The sequence below is a fragment of the Bacteroides reticulotermitis JCM 10512 genome (genome assembly GCF_000517545.1).
Classification (GTDB): Bacteria; Bacteroidota; Bacteroidia; order Bacteroidales; family Bacteroidaceae; genus Bacteroides; species Bacteroides reticulotermitis.
In genome coordinates, this window is sequence record NZ_BAIV01000003.1 from 91966 (window position 1) to 111098 (window position 19133).

Genomic DNA, 19133 nt, shown 5'->3' on the forward strand with positions numbered 1-19133 from the left:
GTTACTTATTTAATAATTGTTTTAATTCTTCTACTTCTTTGCGCAGATTATTCAGATCGATATACATATCCGGCAAACTTCTACTTACTACGGATGCTTTGAAATAAGTCTTCAGATCCATAGGTGGAGTTCCAATCAATTCGCTGCCTGATTTTATATTCCGAGGTACGCCCGATTGTGCTCCTAAACTCACTTTATCTCCAATTTTAAGATGTCCTGCGATACCGACCTGGCCACCGAACATACACCATTTTCCTGTTTTGGTAGACCCGGCAATTCCAACCTGGGCAGCCATCACGGTGTGTGAACCGATTTCGTCGTTATGCGCAATTTGTACCAAATTGTCTATTTTCACGCCATCGTGTATCACCGTAGCTCCCATAGTAGCACGGTCGATGCAAGTATTGGCACCTACCTCTACTTTATCTTCTAAAATAACGATTCCAATTTGAGGGATCTTGTCATAACCGTTTGGCGTAGGAGCGAAGCCAAAGCCATCTGCTCCGATTACTGAACCGGAGTGCAGAATACACTCGTTGCCAATGCGACAGTCGTGATAAATATTTACATTGGAGTAAAGCAGACAGTTACTTCCTACCTTTGCGTTATCTCCGATGTATGTATGTGGGTAAATTTGAGTATTATCTCCGATGACGCATTCTCACCTACATAGCAAAAGCACCGATATACACATTGTCGCCTACTTTTGCCGAGGGGGCAACAAATGCTAAAGAGTCGATTCCTTGTTTTTTAGGTTTACTCATCTCATGCAGGTTGAGCAATTTTGCCAAACTCTCGTAGGCATTGTCTACCTTGATTAAAGTTGCTTTGATTTCTTGTTCCGCTACGAAATCTTTGTTCACCAGTACGATGCTTGATTTTGTATCGTAGATATAAGGTGTATATTTAGGGTTCGACAGGAATGAAATAGCTCCGGGTATTCCCTCTTCAATTTTAGCGAATGTGTGTACCGTTGCGTTTTCGTCTCCTATGATCTCCCCTTGGATGAATGCTGCAATTTGCTTAGCCGAGAACTCCATGTCTTTATTTCAAATTTAATTAGTCCACAAATAACGGTTTTTTTTTCCAATTATCCGTGTTCTTGGATGAATATTTTATACTTACCTATGCAAGCGCTGGTAGCAGATATAGTATTTCTTTACCTTTTTGGATAATAACGAGATATTCAGCATATCCGATGCCTCAGCAATATTTTTGATAGTGCCGTCTTTGTAGATAATATCTATACTGTCATCTGCCGGATCGTACATATTCTTTTCGATGCTGGGGGTAGAGACGAAATAGCTCGCTTCGGAAAGAGAAATGTCCAATTGTTGGCTTATTTGCAAAGTTAATTCTTTCTTTCTGTCTTCACTGATCGGTTCGGAAGAAATTTCCACTTTAAATACATCACGGTTGATCATCCCCAGGCTTAATGTAGACAGCACTTTATCCGAGTGCGTGCTCCAAACCTTCAGTGCCGTCCAGATGTCGTTATCGTCCAACTGGATAAAGTACTTCAGGCAATCCGGGTTTTGGTAGAATGCCGTGTGGTCAATATCATTGTATAGGAAAAAGTGCAATGCTGGTGAGGCAAATAGCTCTATACCTTTTGGTGCTAGTTCTTTGGCACGTAATAAAGTACTGATAAGCATACGCTCGTAGGCAACCGAGGTCTTATGCAGATATACTTGCCAGTACATCAGCCGGCGAGCGGTCAGGAAATTCTCAATCGAATAAATGCCTTTCGATTCCACAACCAAGTGATCGTCGGCTACATCCAACATCTTGATGATGCGAGCTGAACCGATGTTACCTTCGGTTACCCCGGTATAAAAGCTGTCCCGTCGGAGATAATCAAGCCGATCCATATCCAACTGCCCACTGACCAATTGATGTAGAAACCGTTTCGGGTATTCATCTTTGAAGATTTGAATAGCCAGACTGAGCTGACCGTTCATATCCTTATTCATCTGCTCCATCAACATCAAAGAGATCTCCTCATGCGATACACCTTTCACAATGGTATCTTCGAGCACATGTGAAAACGGTCCGTGACCGATATCATGCAATAGAATAGCCGCTTGTACAGCTTCCGATTCACTGTCGAAAATGAAGTTTCCCTTGGAAGCCAATTGCATAATGGCTTCACTCATCAAGTGAAATGCTCCGAGTGAGTGCTGGAAGCGTGTATGCTGTGCTCCCGGATACACGACAGATGATAATCCCACTTGCTTGATGCGAGTGAGACGCTGTAGAAGGGGGTGCCGTACGATATCGTACAACAGACCTTTCGGGATATTGATAAATCCAAATACCGGATCGTTGATTATTTTTCTTTCGTAAGACATTCTATCTCTTAAAGAATAACTTTTAGCTGTTCAGCCATTTGTGCCTGCACTTCCTTTGCCGCATTGCGGGCAGCTTCAGCAAACTTTTCAGTCTTATCTACGTAAATAATTCCGCGCGAAGAGTTCACTATGAGTCCACAAGTGCTGTTCATTCCATATTTGCATACTTCTTCGAGTGATCCACCTTGCGCACCGACACCGGGCACCAGTAGAAAATGATTCGGTACAATTTGGCGGATACCTTCGAAGGCTTTGCCTTGTGTAGCACCTACTACATACATCATTTGTTGGTCATCGCCCCATTCTTGCGATTTGCGCAGCACTTTTTCGAACAACTGCTCGCCGGCTTCATCTTTCATAAGTTGAAAGTCGTGCGAACCTTTGTTAGAAGTTAATGCCAATAGGATGACCCATTTGCCTTCATAAGTGAGAAACGGCGTTACGCTGTCTTCACCCATATAGGGTGCTACGGTTACCGAATCAATATCCAGTTCTTGAAAGAAAGTCCGGGCATACATTGCGGAAGTATTTCCGATATCCCCCCGTTTCGCATCAGCGATGATAAACTGGTCGGGATAATTCTCCTTTATATACTTTACGGTTTTCTCGAAAGATACCCAACCCTTTACGCCCATACTTTCGTAGAAGGCAAGATTCGGCTTATAGGCGATGCATAGATCGGCAGTAGCGTCGATTATAGCTTTGTTGAATGCGAAGATGGGATCTTCTTCATTCAATAAGTGTTCGGGTATTTTCTGTATGTCTGTATCCAAACCCACGCAGAGAAAAGACTTCTTGCGCTTAATGTTTTCGAATAATTGTTCTTTATTCATTGTATTTCGGGAATGATTAATAATCTATTTTAAAGTTCGTTTTCTTTGAGACGTTCCGCGTTTTCTGCTACAATCAGGCGGTCGATACATTCTTGGATTTCTCCATCCATAAATGCAGATAGATTGTAAATCGTATAGTTAATGCGGTGATCTGTAATTCGTCCCTGAGGATAGTTGTAGGTGCGTATCTTTGCAGAACGGTCGCCGGTCGACACCATAGTCTTACGCTTAGAAGCTATGTCGTCAACATACTTCTGGTGTTCCTTGTCGTAGATGAAAGTACGCAGCCGAGAAAGAGCTCTTTCTTTATTCTTTGGCTGATCGCGCGTTTCCGTACATTCAATCAAAATCTCTTCTGCCACGCCTGTGATTGGATTTTTCCAGATGTAACGCAAACGTACTCCAGATTCTACCTTATTCACATTCTGACCGCCGGCACCACCTGAGCGGAACGTGTCCCACTTAATTTCGCCTTCGTTAATAACAACGTCGAATTCTTCTGCTTCCGGAAGTACGGCTACAGATGCTGCCGAAGTATGTACACGTCCTTGCGTTTCGGTTGCCGGCACACGCTGAACGCGGTGAACTCCCGATTCGTATTTCATCGTTCCGTACACATTGTCACCGGAGATGCTGCAAATAACTTCTTTGTATCCACCGGACGATCCCTCGTTGACACTCGATACTTCCATCTTCCAACCTTTGGATTCGCAGAATTTGGCATACATGCGGAATAAGTCGCCTGCAAAGATCGCTGCTTCATCGCCACCTGCTCCTCCTCGAATCTCAAGGATCGCATTTTTGCTATCTTGAGGATCGGTAGGAACAAGCATCAGTTTGATTTCCTCTTCCAACTTTGGAAGGCGGTTTTGACTGATTTCCATCTCTTCCTTCGCCATTTCACGCATCTCAGGATCTGACTCATTGGATAGAATGCTTTTAGCCTCTTCAATGTTACCTAACAGTTGGATGTATTCTTTTCGGGCTTTCATCAGATCGCCCAATTCTTTATACTCTTTAGTTAGTTTTACGTAGCGCTTCTGATCGGCTATGACAGACGGGTCGGTGATGAGTGTAGACACTTCCTCGAAACGAGCTACCAGCCCATCTAGTTTATCCAATATATTGTTGTTATCAGCCATTAATTTGCTTTTATTTATTTTTTCAGGGATTGGTTCTCTCTAGTTATTTTAGGAAAAAGCTGTCAGACCCTGTTGGGGCAGACAGCTTCTTTATGGCTTATTAATAGTTGAATTCTCCGAACTCACTTTTAATAGTTAACTTTTTGGTATCACTTGCTTCCACACGGCCTACAATTTGAGCAGGGATGCCGAATGATTCGGAAATTGCAATAACTTCTTCTGCATGTTCCGGTGATAGGTAAACCTCCAAGCGATGTCCCATATTGAACACCTTGTACATTTCTGCCCATTCAGTACCGCTTTGCTCCTGAATTGTTTTGAACAAAGGAGGAACCGGGAACAAATTATCTTTTACTACATGAACGTTTTCGACAAAATGAAGCACTTTGGTCTGAGCCCCACCGGAGCAATGAACCATACCGTGAATTTCCGGACGAAGAGCGTCAAGTAGCTTTTTAACGAATGGTGCATAAGTACGGGTAGGAGAGAGTACAAGTTTACCTGCATCCAGCGGGGAGTTCTCTACGCTATCTGACAGCTTGAGGTTTCCGGAATATACTAGCTCTTCGGGAACGGCTGCGTCATAGCTCTCGGGATATTTCTCAGCCAGATATTTCGCAAATACATCGTGACGGGCACTCGTTAAACCATTGCTTCCCATACCTCCGTTGTATTCTTTTTCGTAAGTGGATTGTCCGAAAGAGGCCAAGCCGACAATCACGTCGCCCGGTTGGATATTTGCGTTGTCGATTACGTCCGAACGCTTCATGCGACAAGTTACTGTAGAGTCAACTATGATGGTGCGAACCAAATCGCCTACATCAGCCGTTTCGCCGCCGGTAGCATATACTCCTACGCCCATTTCACGAAGTTCGGCAAGCAACTCGTCTGTTCCGTTGATAATGGCAGAGATCACTTCGCCCGGGATAAGAAGTTTGTTGCGTCCGATTGTCGAGGAAACAAGGATATTGTCTACGGCACCTACGCAGAGTAAATCGTCGATATTCATAATCAGGGCATCTTGCGCGATTCCTTTCCATACCGACAAGTCTCCTGTTTCTTTCCAGTACATATAAGCCAGGGAAGATTTGGTTCCGGCTCCGTCAGCGTGCATAATGTTACAATATTCCGGATCACCTCCCAGGATGTCGGGAATAATTTTACAGAACGCTTGCGGAAAGATTCCTTTGTCGATGTTTTTGATCGCGTTGTGTACGTCCTCTTTTGATGCGCTTACACCCCGCATCATGTATCGTTGATTACTCATGAGTTATAGAATTATTTTGTATACGACTGCAAAAATACGGCTTTTTTTTCTTGCAGCCAACAATTTATATAAAATGCCGTTGCCTAAAAAAACTTGCGTGTCAGAATACACCAGTTTTAGGCAACGGCAAACTATGTTTCAGTGTCTATTTCTAGAACTCTACTTTCGGTGCTTGAGCGGCTCCTTCTTCCGCTGCGAAATAGGCTCGCTTATCGAATCCGAACATCCCTGCAAAGATACTTTTTGGGAAGCGACGGATTGCGGTATTGTAGGATTGAGCAGCATCGTTGAAGTTTTTACGCGCTACCGTGATCCGGTTTTCGGTACCTTCCAATTGAGCTTGCAGCTCCAAAAAGTTCTGATTGGCTTTCAAATCCGGATAGCTTTCCGTGATAGCCAATAATTTACCTAAGGCGGAAGTTACCGCTCCCTGAGCTTTTTGGTATGCCGCTAACTTCTCAGGAGTCAGGTCGCTCGGGTCTACTTTGATCTGAGTTGCCTGGCTACGGGCAGCAACCACTCCTTCGAGTGTCTCTTTTTCATGCGACGCGTATCCTTTGACTGTGTTTACCAGATTCGGAATCAGGTCGGCACGACGTTGATATTGAGTCTCTACATTCGCCCATTGTACTTACATTCTCGTCCATAGTAACCAGGCTATTGTATGCGCCCACAGACCAACCTATAAGAAGAACTGCTGCTGCAGCAATTGCTGCGATGATAATCAATGACTTTTTCATACGTTCTGTTTTTATAAAATAGAATAGATATTATTTGTTTAAAACCTGGAGCCGGCTCCACCGCCACCTCCGGAACCACCTCCGAAACTTCCGCCACTAAAGCCGCCACCACCGCCGCCAAAACTACCACCGCCAAAGCCTCCGATGAAGGGGCCTCCGCCACCACCTCTGTTGTGGTAATTATCGTCAGAGGACTGACGGCGTCGCGTTAATGTATGACCGCAATTGCGGCATATGTAGGTGATTTCTTCAGTTTTTACGCCACTTATTCTCGAGACAGTCCGGCTACTCTTGCGTTGCAAAGTATGCTTGCCACATTTGGGACAGCGGCTTTGAGCCCTGGCTACAAAAAAGGCAACAAGGAAGCCTACACCTGAAATTCCGAGAACCAGCAATATGGCCATGCGCCAATCGGAATCATCTTCGCTGGTTTGCAGGTCATTTTCCATCGATCCGTCCAGAATCTGGCTGGCTGCCTGAATGCCGGCTACCATTCCTGCATCCCAATTGCCGTCCTTGAGGTAGGGGATCATGTACTTGGTTTGAATCCGTTTGCATATAGCGTCAGGAAGAACTCCCTCGAGTCCATAGCCGGTGTAGAATTGAATACAGCGCTGATCGGTAACCAAAAGGACTACCAGTCCATTGTCTTTTCCTTTTTTACCGACTCCCCATTTATTGAGCAATTGGTGAGAAAAGTCGAAGCATTCCGCTTCTCCGATCGAAGGTACAACAGCGACTACGGTTTCGATTCCCGTTTGTTGCTCCAACGCATACAACATGGAGTCGATACGGTTGCAGGCTGTTTGCGATAGAACACCTTCCGGGTTGCTTACATATTGCATTTTATTCTGCAAATGTACCTTGGGTAGGTTGTCTACCGTATATATTTTGTTCTGCGCATGAAGGGCAACAGATAATAGGCAAATAAAAAAACAAGTGAAAGTTGATCTCATATTCTATTGAATGTAACGTCCGACAAAGTTACGGACTTTTTCAGTGTACTCTTCTTTATTCTCTTTGTAAGATACGGCATGGCTTGCTCCCGATACAATCCAAAGTTCTTTGGGCTCAGGTTTGGCTTCATAAAGCGGGTATACCATCCAAGTCGGTACATAGGTATCTTTGTCCCCGTGAATGAAAAGCATGGGTAAGGCACATTTCGCTACCTGGTTTAAAGAAGAGGCTTCTTTGAAGTTCCAGCCGTATTTTTTCTCACAGAGCCAGCTGGCCGTATACATCAGCGGAAAACGTGGGAGGTGGAAGCTGGATTTGAGTTCATGTGAAAACTCATCCCATACACTCGTGTAGCCGCAATCTTCTACAAAGCATTTAACGAACGGTTTTTGTTGCTCGCCAGCAACCATCATGGTGGTAGCTCCTCCCATTGAAATCCCGTGCACGACCATTTGCGTACTGTCACCAAATACTTGGTTGGCCAGATTCATCCATTGCAAGACATCGAAGCGATCTTTCCAGCCCATTTGAATAGCTTCTCCTTCACTCTTTCCGTGATGTTGCAAGTCGGGTAGGAGGATGTTGTAACCTAAATCATGGTTGTACAAGTATCCAATCATGAGCATACGAATGGCGTTATCCGTATATCCGTGTACTATAACGGCTGTTTTGCTCGTTGGTTCCGGAGCGGCTATATAGTATGCGTGTAGTCGGATTCCTTCCGGATTTAGAATCGAAGTATCTTTTAGCGCGTTTGCTTGCTGTAGACTATCTGCCCATGGATGCAAGAATGGATAGTTCTCATATAGATATCTATAGGAACTACTTTCTTTCGAATCAATTTTATCGGTTGGGGTTAACGAGAAGTTAAGCATATAGAAACTTCCCCCGATGGTGCAGCCGGTAAGAACCAACATCGTAATGATTATGCTATAAACTACTTTTTTCCTCATAACTTCCATTTTTTTAATCTCCTCTCGAAAGATAATTATCGAAAAGAAGTTCTATTTGTTCCAAATCTCCCACCCGGCAAATGCCTGTAGAAGCAGCATTTCCAAACCGTTTTTTGTAACGGCACCTTGCTCTTCTCCCTTCTTCATGAAAAGAGTAACGTTTGGATTATATAACAAATCGTAGAGTAAATGGTTTGGCGTTAATTCCTGGTAAGGAATATCGGGACAGAAGTCCACCTTGGGGTACATACCTACCGGTGTGCAGTTGACAATGACCGTATATTCTTGCATGATTTCCGGTGTCAGGTCTTCATAGGTCAACATATCGTCCGCTTTATGTGTGCGTGATACGAATACCCCTTCGATATCTAACTTCTTGAGCCCGTGATAAACAGCCTTGGATGCACCGCCTGTTCCTAAAATCAAGGCTTTCCGGTGATGAGGCTGTAAGAGAGGTTGAATGGATTGTGTAAAACCTATAATGTCTGAATTATAACCGACAAGCTTCACTTTCGCTTTCTGGCGTATAATTTTGATAACGTTGACGGCTCCGATCTTCGCCGTATCGGGATCTAACTCATCTAAAAAAGGAATAACCTGTTCCTTGTAAGGGATTGTAACGTTCAATCCGCAGAGATCCGGATTCTGTTCAATAACCTCTAAGAAATCGCTGATTTTAGGGATCTCGAAGTTAACATATTCTGCATCAATACCTTCCGAACTGAACTTTTCGTTGAAGTATCCGATGGAGAATGAATGTTTGAGTGGATAGCCAATTAAACCATACTTTTTCATAAGCGATGAATAAATGTAGTGTGTCTTATTTCGTTGCAGTGTAAAGAGTGCAAATTCCAAATGTTAGCCTACGGAAGCTCACCTTGCTGAAGCCGGCTTTAGCTATAACTTCTTTCATTATTTCTCCCTGAGGAAATGCTTTAATTGTTTCAGGTAGATAGTGATAGGCGCTATTATCTTTAGAGAGTATCTTGCCGAGCAACGGAATAACTGCTTTGGAATAAACAGCGAACAGTTGCCTCATCGGAAAACGGTCGGGTGTTGTTAATTCCAAAATTACAAGATTACCACCGGGTGTCAGTACACGATGCATCTCGGTAAGCCCTTTGTCGAGGTTATCGAAGTTCCGTATACCGAAAGCCACGGTAACGGCATCGAACGAGTTGTCGGCAAAAGAGAGTGAAGTACAGTCCTCCCGGGCAAATGTTATTTTGTCCGAGAGTCCTTCCTTCTTTACTTTTTCACGTCCCACATTCATCATCCTTCCGAGATGTCGGTACCGATGAGCGACTCTGGGTTGAGCTTGCGACAAGCTAAGATGCGAAGTCACCTGTACCCGTAGCCACGTCCATCATACGGCGTGGTTGGAACGGGCGAAGCCAAGCGATAGCTTTCTTACGCCAAAAACGGTCAATTCCCCACGAAAGGGTATGATTCAATTTGTCGTAAGCAGGAGCGATGTTATCGAACATTTGCTCTACCTGTTCGCTTTTCTTGCCCTTCTCGTTATAGGGCTTGATGTTTTCTTGTGGGTAATTCATTTTATTACTAAGCCGTTATTAGTTATGAAAGAAACGCTTTTACATTGCTCTCAATACGAGCGGTAATGTTAGCAGTATCTTCTTTCACAAATTTCTCACCGGAGATGTTTTCGAACAATTCGATATACCGGTCGCTGATGCTCTTTACGATTTCCGGAGTCATTTCAGGTACTTTTTGGCCTTCTTTGCCTTGGAAACCATTCTCCATCAACCATTCGCGAACGAATTCTTTGGAAAGTTGTTTCTGAGCTTCGCCCTTTTCAAAACGATCCTGATAGCCTTCCGAATAGAAGTAACGGCTGGAGTCCGGCGTATGAATCTCGTCCATCAGATAGATTGTACCGTTGTGTTTACCGAACTCATATTTAGTGTCTACCAAGATCAACCCACGTTCGGCTGCCATCTCAGTTCCACGTTTAAAAAGAGCCAGTGTATATTTCTCGAGAGTTTCATATTCTTCCGGGGTAGCCAAGCCTTGCGCGAGGATTTCCTCTTTGGAGATATCTTCATCATGCAGCCCCATTTCAGCCTTAGTTGTCGGAGTTACGATTGGTTCCGGGAACTTTTGGTTCTCGCGCATACCTTCCGGTAGCTTTACGCCGCAAATTTCACGTACTCCACTCTTATACGTACGCCAAGCACTGCCGCATAGATAGCCACGTACAATCATTTCTACCGGGAATCCTTCGCATAGTACGCCTACCGTAACCATCGGGTCGGGAGTAGCTAGTTTCCAGTTTGGGCAGATGTCAGTCGTAGCGTCCAAGAATTTAGCAGCGATCTGATTCAGCATTTGTCCTTTGTAAGGAATACCTTCGGGCAGCACTACATCAAAGGCCGATATACGGTCGGTTGCTACCATGACAAGTTTCTCGCCATTGATGTTGTATACATCGCGTACTTTTCCGTGGTACACGCTCTTCTGTCCCGGAAAATTGAAATCTGTTTTTGTTAATGCTTTCATCTTTAATATATATTTAGCTCTATTAGACGATATTCTCTTTGTTAATTTTGAGAGTCCGTTCCGCTTTCAGCTTCTCGCGTTCATCCTTCACTTCCTTGTCAAACTTGTCATAAGCGTCTACGATACGTTCCACCAATTTATGGCGAACAATATCTTTCTTGTTCAGTTCGACAAAGCTGATTCCTTTCACCCCTTTGAGGATACGAAGCGCCTGAGTCAGCCCGGATGTCTGCGATGCCGGAAGGTCGATTTGGGTCATGTCTCCCGTTACGATCATTTTGGTGTTCATACCCATACGGGTGAGGAACATCTTGATTTGTTGCGTAGTTGTATTTTGCGCTTCATCGAGAATGACAACAGCATCGTTTAAAGTTCGTCCGCGCATAAATGCGAGCGGGGCTATCTGGATGATATTCAAATCCATATACTCCTTCAACTTAGCAGCCGGAATCATATCTTGAAGGGCATCATATAGCGGTTGGAGGTACGGATCGATCTTTTCTTTCATATCACCGGGTAGAAATCCGAGTTTCTCTCCGGCTTCTACGGCCGGACGGCTGAGGATAATCTTTTTGATCTCTTTATTCTTTAGCGCACGTACGGCGAGAGCAATCGCGGTATAGGTCTTTCCCGAGCCGGCGGGCCCGATAGCAAAAACCATGTCGTTTTTGGCAAAGCCTTCTACGAGCTTGAGCTGATTTTCACTGCGAGGTATAATCGGTTTGCCTGTGACGCTAAATACGATTACATTACCGTTTTGTTCCGCTGTGGGCGTATTGCCTTTGATGATGTCGATAATCACTTCTTCTTTGAGTGAATTGTGTTCGGCACAATACTTTTCAAGTTTCGTGATGTTTTCTTCGAATGCGCACATCTGCTCTTCATCGCCTAACACTTTGATAACATTGCCGCGGGCGACGATACGCAACTTTGGATATAAAGCCTTAATAAGTTGTATATTGGCATTATTCAGGCCATAAAAGATAACTGGGTCAATATCTTCAAGAACAATCAGTTTCTCTATCATTGAATCGTATTAAAGAAATATTTCTGCAAATTTAATGAAACGTTTTGGATTCTTTGGTGGTTCGCGATGAATTTTATCTTAGATTCTCACTCACCGTGCTGTGATGTGGAAACAGCCCTGCTTCAATTCGTACTTGATGTAGCATTTATCGGCTTGTCGCACATCTCTTAATACCTCTGACAGAACGAGTTTCAAGGTATCGGAATTTACGTTTTGTAAAGGGCGTCCGTCTTTGTCTTCCACCTTTTTGAAACGCTTCCAACTGACGTCAAATGTGGCTCCGTAAAAGTGTGCCGAGTTTTCCGAAGCGTTTCCGTTCCGGCGACGCAAGCGTTTTACATCGTCTTGCGTGCGGAGTACGGAGGTGACAATAACTTGATTCGGATTCAATCCTTTCGAGTTCAGTGAATCCAGGAAATTAGTACCTATGACTTGGAGCAACTCGCTAGCCTGGGGTACCAAGTAAGGAAGCGAATGCGTTAGTGAATCAACGGCATAAAATTCGTTGCTTGTGATGTGGATAAGCTTTTCTTTCATGCTTTCCGCTTCCTCCCGGTTACTTAATGGCGGGATGCCGATTGTCTGAGCAATAGCAAGATGCCTATCGTTCAGGTCGGGAAAAGAACGCTTGTAACTAAGAACGCCTCGTATGTTGCGGGGTTCGTTGAGTTTAAGCGACATGTCTTTTTTCTTGCAACCGGATGTGAGCAATAAGAGACTAGTCAGTAAAAATAGGGGTAGAATGCGAAGCGTATAATTACTCATTTTGTCTTTTTTGCTCACAAAAGTATGAATAAAAAGTGAAATTCCTTATTTCTTCTTATCCTCTTTTATTTCCGAAGCTTTCGGTTCCGCTGTTTTTTCGGTCTTGCTATCCGGATGGATGATGCTCTTAACGGTTTCTCCAATCGGCAGTTTATCCAGTACGCCAAGGCTTGGAGCAACAGTCTTTACCAGCGAACTCAGGAAGTTGCTTGTGGCCCCATTGCCGCCATCGAATACCGTAATATTACCTAAGTTGATGTGTTCGAACGCTTTCACCTGCTCTCCGGCTATTTCTTTCCATTGATCTACCATCTTGTATTGGATGGCAATGGCTGGATTCAATTCGGCGGCTTTCACCATTGCTTCAAAACCTTCTGCTTCTGCCAGTAATGACTTCTTCTTTCCTTCCGCTTCAGCTTCCAGTTTCATTCGGATCGCTTGCGCCTCTGCCTGTGCTTGCGCCAATGTCGCTTTGGCACGTGCTTCTGCTTCGCGAATAACTTTTTCGGCAATGGCATCAGCTTGGAGGATAGCTTCCTGTTTAGCAATCTCAGCCGGAACAATTTTGTCTGCTTTCAACGAAGATTCGACTTTGCGTGCTTTAGCTTCTTCCACATCTTTCTGAGCTATTTCTCTTGCTGTTTCGATGGATGCTTCCGATCTGGCATTTGCTTCACCTGCTTGTTTGTCGGCATTGGCTTGTATAACGGCTAGCTCGGCATTCGATTCCGCAATTGCTTTTTGAGCCTCGTTGCGTCCGATGGCCGCTTTCTTTCCAGCTTCTGCCTGCTTAATCTCCATCTCAGAATTCAGTTCGGCTACACGGCTCTCTTTTTCTGTATTAGCCTGTTCGATCCGAATGTTTTTTTCTGCTTCCGCTTTCGCTACTTGGGATTCTTTTTCCGCATTCGCAATGGCTACTTGCGAAATTCGATCCTTGTCGGCATTGGCTACCGAGATCTCTTGTAGTTTTTTAGTTTCGGCAATGGCTATATCTTGATCTTTTCGTGTTTCAGCTACCTTCGTTTCACGCTCTTTAATCTGGTCGGCAATTTTGATAGCACCCAGTTTTTCCTGCTCTTCGATGTTAGCTTGTGCTTCATTCAGCGCTTTGCTTTCGGCTTCTTTACCTAGATTGACAATGTAGTTTGCGGCATCACGAATATCACTGATGTTGATATTCATTAGGTACAAACCAAATTTGCGTAATTCGGTGTCGATATTATCTTTTACTTTCGAAAGGAATTTATCGCGGTCGGAATTTAATTCTTCAATGGTCATGTCGGCAATAACCAAGCGCATCTGTCCATAGACCACATCGGTAATCAGATTTTGCTTATCGTCTATTGTCAATCCCAACATACGTTCTGCCGCATTTTGCATCACGTCCGAATCAGTACTGATAGCAACTGTAATCGTAGTGGGAACATCGACGCGAATGTTTTGCGCAGACAGTGCTCCTGTTAGCTTGCAATCGATTTGCATCGGTTTCATAGAGAGAAACTCGTATCCCTGAACAATGGGCCATACAAATGCTGCTCCTCCGTGATATAGTTTGGCCGATTTCTTTTCGCCTCCCGTTTTACCATATACTACTAAAACTTCGTCACTCTTACACTTGCGATAGCGTGAAAGGATCCCGAAAAATGTGAGTAGGACTACTGCTATAAGAATAGCAGTCATAATCATTAAGTCTTGTGTCATAAGTTGATCTTTTTAGTTTGTTTATTGAATGTACAAAGTTCCGTCTTTGTAGCTGGTAATTATTGCTTTATCCCCTGTTTGATAGGCCTTTTCTGATTCCGATAATACATCTATTTCGCGCATAGCTCCGTTTCGGCTAACGTACACTCGGTATCTACCTTCATTTTGTTTAAAATAGATGGTGCACTCTCTACCTACCAGACTTTCTGTTTTTTCCGTGTGGTTAACCTGCTGCAATTGGTAGGCTTTTTTGTAGAGATACCAAACTGCGAATATGAAGCATATTCCGATGAATATGCCTATTAGGTAGTTGGATATTTCCGTGTTTTTGGTTAGGTACATATACCATCCAAATCCGATGCCGAAGTGTGTGAGCCCTTTAAAAGATACTACACTACTTACGTCTGTGTCCACGTTCGTATCAGCATCCATGTCGCCGAAGAAAATAGATAAAATGAATTGTATCGCAAAAATGCCTGTCGTAACGATGGCGATGATAAAGAAAATTTGGATATCCATAAATGCCGATGTGTTAGTAATTTATACGATTTAATGTTTCAAATATACGTGTTTGTTAGATAGTAACAAAGCAACAAGTATAAAAAAAGAAGAATTTTCAGACTAACAATGGAGATTGAAAACACAGGGAAAGGATTAATTTACTACTTTTGCACCCGAAACCATTAATAAGGAGTGAGCGTGCAAAGGTATTTTATTTATTTGGCGTATGACGGAAGCATTATCACGGTTGGCAAATTCAGCCCAACGGCAGTAGTGTGCAGGAGTGTTTGATGAAAGCATTATCCACTTTTCTACGGCGCGATATAGAGGTCGTAGGTGCCGGACGTACGGATGCTGGCGTACATGCCTCCTTGATGGTTGCTCATTTTGATTATGAAGAAAAGAACGCTGAGACGGATGAGGATGTTTTGTTGGATGCGGATTTGGTAGCTGACAAACTCAACCGAATCTTACCTCCGGACATTTCAGTTTACCGGGTTTGCCGGGTAAGGCCGGATGCTCATGCCCGTTTCGATGCGACTGCCCGTACGTACAAATACTATGTAACGACAGTCAAGTCTCCTTTCAATCGCCAATATCGTTGTCGTGTTTATGGTTCGCTAGATTATGCACGAATGAATGAAGCAGCGCGAACCTTGTTTGATTATACCGATTTTACCAGTTTCAGTAAATTACATACCGACGCGAAAACCAATAACTGCCAGGTGACACATGCCGAATGGACGCAGGTGGATGAAGTTACGTGGGTGTTTACCATTCGCGCCGACCGTTTTCTTCGCAATATGGTGCGTGCCATTGTGGGCACCTTGCTGGAGGTTGGCCGTGGTAAAATGACAGTCGATGGCTTTCGACGTGTGATCGAACAACAGGATCGCTGCAAGGCAGGAACTTCTGTTCCGGGACAGGCGCTCTTCTTAGTCGATGTGGAATATCCGGAGGAACTGTTTGACCTTTCGGATACTTGATTTGTAGAATACAACTTTTAGATTTATATGTGGTTATTACTTGCCTTTCTCTCAGCTGCATTGCTGGGTTTTTACGATGTATTCAAAAAACAGTCATTGAAAGATAATGCCGTACTTCCGGTGTTGTTTCTCAATACTCTTTTTTCCAGTATGATTTTTCTTCCTTTTATTTTGGTCTCTGCTTTTGCACCCGATACATTAGGAGGTACTATATTTCACGTTCCGCTTGCCGATTGGGAGCAACATAAATATATCATCGTTAAATCGTTTATCGTACTCTCATCTTGGATTTTCGGCTATTTCGGTATGAAGCATTTGCCTATTACCATTGTAGGCCCGATTAATGCGACTCGCCCGGTGATGGTGCTGGTAGGAGCTATGCTGATATTTGGCGAACGGCTGAACCTGTATCAGTGGATCGGGGTTTTATTGGCTATCGCTTCATTCTTTATGCTGAGCCGTTCGGGGAAGAAAGAGGGGATTGACTTCAAACATAATAAATGGATCTTTTTCATTGTACTGGCCGCAGTGATGGGAGCTATCAGCGGACTGTATGATAAATACCTGATGAAGCAACTGAATCCGATGTTGGTGCAGTCGTGGTATAACGTCTATCAGGTCTTCATCATGTGCCCCATTCTACTTCTACTTTGGTGGCCAAGGCGGAAGAGCACTACGCCTTTCCGTTGGGATTGGACAATCATTTTGATTTCTATCTTTTTATCAGCGGCGGATTTCGTTTATTTCTATGCATTGAGTTACGATGATTCAATGATCTCCATTGTTTCGATGGTACGCCGAAGCAGTGTGGTTGTTTCTTTCATTTTCGGGGCTTTGCTCTTCCGTGAAAAGAATTTAAAAAGTAAAGCGGCCGACCTTATCCTGGTGTTAATCGGAATGATATTCTTATATTTGGGAACCAGAAGTTAAATGTGTGGTAGTTAAACAATATAAACTTATGAAAGTCAGTAAATTATCTCTTTATACGCTCTTTGTTGCAATTAGTATCTTTGCGTCGGGTAGCTTGTATGCACAGGAAGCCAAAAAACTATTTGTGAGTATGCCCGATTCGCTTTGCCCGTTGCTTACTTCGGTCAATCGTGCCGATTGCATTGATTTTTTGGAGAGCAAAATGAAGGCAGAAGTCGATAATCGCTTTGGCAAGAAGTCTGAGATGACTGATTTGAGTAAGGATTATATTCGTATGCAGATGAGCCGCAAACCACCTGGCAGATGAAAGTCTTGGCATTAAGCGATACGACGAAGATTGTATGTGCCATCTCTACCGCTTGTGCGCCGGCTTGTGACAGTCGCTTTAGTTTCTATACGACCGATTGGAAGCGGCTTCCGGCTTCTCGTTATATAAGTCTTCCTGCTTTGGGGGATTTCCTGACGACTCCCGATTCAACCACTATTTATGCTTTTGAAGAAGTGCGCAACTCGGTCGATTTGTTACTGATGAAAGCTGATTTCAATAAAGAAAGCTCCGAACTGACGATTGCTTTAACTACGATGGATTATCTGTCGGATGAGGTAGCCGGAAAATTGAAAGAGTTCTACCGTGGTCCCGTTGTTTACAAATGCTGATGAACGATTTGTTCGTAAAGAATAGCCTGTGATAGAGCGGAGAAAACGATTGGATGTTGTTTCGTTTGAATATATACCCCTCAAAATAAGTTTCCCTTTTATCGCTTTCAGCCTTCAGTTCTTGCTAAAGATACCCTATTCATCGGCCTTCTGGGCTGAAAGCAACCTTGAACGTAGCTTTCAGTTGTTTCAGTTTTGATGCTGGAGCGAACGAGAACTAGGCTGTTTCGTTCAACCGCAAGTAATCTGTTGATTGACTAAATCACCCCTTTTACATATATTTATGCCCCGGGCATTTTTTTATTTGCCCTCGGCAAACGAGTCGTTACCCCTGGGCATTTGAACGGTTTGCCCCGGGCAAACGGTTGCCTTGATCCGAGGTCGCCAATCGGGGATGAATGGGGAAGTTGAATGCTGCCAAGTGGAGTACCCGACTCTTAAAAAGGGAGGCAGTTCGACTCTCTAGGATTAGAGAAAACCGCTTGAAAAGAAGCTTTCAAAAAAAACTTAATTCCGAAAAAGGGCTGAAAGCACTGAACGTAAATTTCAGGAGTGCTTTCAGCCAAAACCTTCGATGAATAGGATGTATTTAGCATGGGCTGAAAGCCTGAAGGCTAAAATACAAACTAAATATTTAGGGGGTAAAACGCCTCTATTCGCTTTATTGACCCCTGTTTAAGCATTCACTGATAAATGCTTTCATATCTTCCGTATGCTCCTCTACGCTTTGCAATAATTTGAATTGCGCCTGAGTCCGAATCAGGTTATGATCTGAACTACTGGTCTTGTAATACGTATCTCCGTTTATGTAGTCGGCAAGAAAACGTACACATTGCATATACGGGAACAACGCTGCCGCATAGGGGAGGTTCTCTATCTCGAGCGGAGTCAGGAACGAATTGGCTCCTTCGAGGTATCCTTTTGTGAATGCTTTGAAAATCTCCATATTAAAGTTTACCCGGTTGAGGTCTTTGTCGTCTTCGTCTCCGGTATTGGCTCCCGTGCGAAGGAAGTCTCCGTAGTCAGAGAAGATATAACTCGGCATTACCGTATCTAGGTCGATGACGCATAATACCTTTCCTTCGTCATCAAACATCATATTGTTGACTTTCGTGTCGCAGTGACATACCCGTTTAGGCAACTTCCCTTCCCGGTGTAATTGTTCGGCTTTGCACATCTCACCGGCACGGTTGGCTATTTCATCCAGGTAATATTGTACTTCCGCAACCCGGCCGACTGCATCGGCATCGACTGCTTCGCGAAGTTGCTGTAAACGGAATTCCATGTTATGAAAATCCGGTATTGTTTCTCCCAGTGTGTCGGGGATATCGGCTAGCATGGCTTGGAAGTTTCCGAAGGCTACTCCGGCGTAATAGGAATATTCAGGGTTGACCGTTTCGTACGTATGTGCATGTGGGATGAAGGTCATCATACGCCAGTAGTTCTCACCATCGAATGAGTAGGTTTTCCCTTCTGCTGTTTCGAGGAAGGTCAGCACCTTGCGATCGATATCTGTCTCTTCTGCCTCCGTAAGCTTCTTTCTGATATGTCTGGTTACAGCTTCAATATTGGTTTGAAGCATTTCTATATTCTGAAAGATGGTATGATTGATACGTTGCAGCACATAGTCGGGGTTGTTTGGTTCTGTTGTTTCAACTTTGTATGTGTCATTGATTAAGCCACCACCCAGCGGTTTGATTGCTTTGATTGTACCTTGGGTGTTAAAGTCTTCTACAATTTTTGAAAGGTCTTTCATGTGTTTCGTTTTAGTTAATAGTAAGTTTGTTAGTTATAGTTATA

Annotated in this window: 14 protein-coding genes and 5 pseudogenes; 3 read left to right on the plus strand and 16 right to left on the minus strand. The window is 43.8% G+C overall.

The features are described 5' to 3' along the window. Position 1 precedes the first annotated feature (1 nt). From lpxD to JCM10512_RS02315, 15 genes and pseudogenes are all read right to left on the minus strand, one after another. A pseudogene (lpxD, locus tag JCM10512_RS02245) lies at positions 2 to 1040 on the minus strand (UDP-3-O-(3-hydroxymyristoyl)glucosamine N-acyltransferase). Between the two features lie 81 nt (positions 1041 to 1121). Then, complete coding sequence (locus tag JCM10512_RS02250; RefSeq protein ID WP_044159990.1) at positions 1122 to 2351, minus strand: HD domain-containing protein; 1230 nt, start codon at positions 2349 to 2351, stop codon at positions 1122 to 1124. A gap of 8 nt (positions 2352 to 2359) precedes the next feature. Further along, positions 2360 to 3184 (minus strand): orotidine-5'-phosphate decarboxylase, encoded by an 825-nt coding sequence (gene pyrF, locus JCM10512_RS02255; RefSeq protein WP_044159992.1) that lies wholly within the window; start codon positions 3182 to 3184, stop codon positions 2360 to 2362. A gap of 29 nt (positions 3185 to 3213) precedes the next feature. Next, positions 3214 to 4326 (minus strand): peptide chain release factor 1, encoded by a 1113-nt coding sequence (gene prfA, locus JCM10512_RS02260; protein WP_044159994.1) that lies wholly within the window; start codon positions 4324 to 4326, stop codon positions 3214 to 3216. 100 nt (positions 4327 to 4426) lie between these two features. Next, positions 4427 to 5593 carry an AIR synthase-related protein gene (locus JCM10512_RS02265; RefSeq protein ID WP_044159997.1) on the minus strand — a complete coding sequence of 389 codons (1167 nt, stop codon included), beginning with the start codon at positions 5591 to 5593 and terminating at the stop codon, positions 4427 to 4429. A gap of 151 nt (positions 5594 to 5744) precedes the next feature. Beyond that, positions 5745 to 6333: pseudogene (locus tag JCM10512_RS02270) on the minus strand (LemA family protein). Positions 6334 to 6371: 38 nt separating this feature from the next. Then, a complete protein-coding gene (locus tag JCM10512_RS02275) occupies positions 6372 to 7289 on the minus strand; it encodes a TPM domain-containing protein (RefSeq protein ID WP_044159999.1) in 918 nt (305 codons plus the stop codon). A gap of 3 nt (positions 7290 to 7292) precedes the next feature. Next, complete coding sequence (locus JCM10512_RS02280) at positions 7293 to 8243, minus strand: alpha/beta hydrolase (RefSeq protein ID WP_044160276.1); 951 nt, start codon at positions 8241 to 8243, stop codon at positions 7293 to 7295. A 51-nt stretch (positions 8244 to 8294) separates the two neighbouring features. Then, positions 8295 to 9038, minus strand: a complete 744-nt coding sequence (locus JCM10512_RS02285) for a shikimate dehydrogenase family protein (RefSeq protein ID WP_044160001.1) — start codon at positions 9036 to 9038, stop codon at positions 8295 to 8297. A 25-nt stretch (positions 9039 to 9063) separates the two neighbouring features. Further along, a pseudogene (gene ubiE, locus JCM10512_RS02290) lies at positions 9064 to 9799 on the minus strand (bifunctional demethylmenaquinone methyltransferase/2-methoxy-6-polyprenyl-1,4-benzoquinol methylase UbiE). A gap of 22 nt (positions 9800 to 9821) precedes the next feature. Continuing rightward, positions 9822 to 10763, minus strand: coding sequence for a phosphoribosylaminoimidazolesuccinocarboxamide synthase (locus JCM10512_RS02295; RefSeq protein ID WP_044160088.1), 942 nt, complete (start codon positions 10761 to 10763; stop codon positions 9822 to 9824). Between the two features lie 22 nt (positions 10764 to 10785). Further along, positions 10786 to 11790, minus strand: coding sequence for a PhoH family protein (locus tag JCM10512_RS02300; RefSeq protein WP_044160090.1), 1005 nt, complete (start codon positions 11788 to 11790; stop codon positions 10786 to 10788). Between the two features lie 90 nt (positions 11791 to 11880). Next, positions 11881 to 12555 (minus strand): DUF5715 family protein, encoded by a 675-nt coding sequence (locus JCM10512_RS02305; protein WP_044160277.1) that lies wholly within the window; start codon positions 12553 to 12555, stop codon positions 11881 to 11883. 45 nt (positions 12556 to 12600) lie between these two features. Continuing rightward, entirely contained in the window at positions 12601 to 14259 is a 1659-nt protein-coding gene (locus JCM10512_RS02310; protein WP_044160092.1) for a flotillin family protein, read from the minus strand. Positions 14260 to 14280: 21 nt separating this feature from the next. After that, positions 14281 to 14778 (minus strand): hypothetical protein, encoded by a 498-nt coding sequence (locus JCM10512_RS02315; RefSeq protein WP_044160094.1) that lies wholly within the window; start codon positions 14776 to 14778, stop codon positions 14281 to 14283. 180 nt (positions 14779 to 14958) lie between these two features. Between JCM10512_RS02315 and truA the strand changes: the two are divergent. The 3 genes and pseudogenes from truA to JCM10512_RS02330 all read left to right on the plus strand — a co-directional run bounded on the left by truA (position 14959) and on the right by JCM10512_RS02330 (position 17333). Then, positions 14959 to 15746 (plus strand): annotated as a pseudogene (gene truA / locus JCM10512_RS02320) (tRNA pseudouridine(38-40) synthase TruA). A gap of 27 nt (positions 15747 to 15773) precedes the next feature. Further along, complete coding sequence (locus JCM10512_RS02325) at positions 15774 to 16676, plus strand: DMT family transporter (protein WP_044160096.1); 903 nt, start codon at positions 15774 to 15776, stop codon at positions 16674 to 16676. Between the two features lie 28 nt (positions 16677 to 16704). Then, a pseudogene (locus JCM10512_RS02330) lies at positions 16705 to 17333 on the plus strand (DUF3256 family protein). Positions 17334 to 17994: 661 nt separating this feature from the next. Here the strand turns inward: JCM10512_RS02330 and JCM10512_RS02335 are convergent. After that, a complete protein-coding gene (locus tag JCM10512_RS02335; RefSeq protein WP_044160099.1) occupies positions 17995 to 19089 on the minus strand; it encodes a phosphotransferase enzyme family protein in 1095 nt (364 codons plus the stop codon). Between the last annotated feature and the right edge of the window lie 44 nt (positions 19090 to 19133).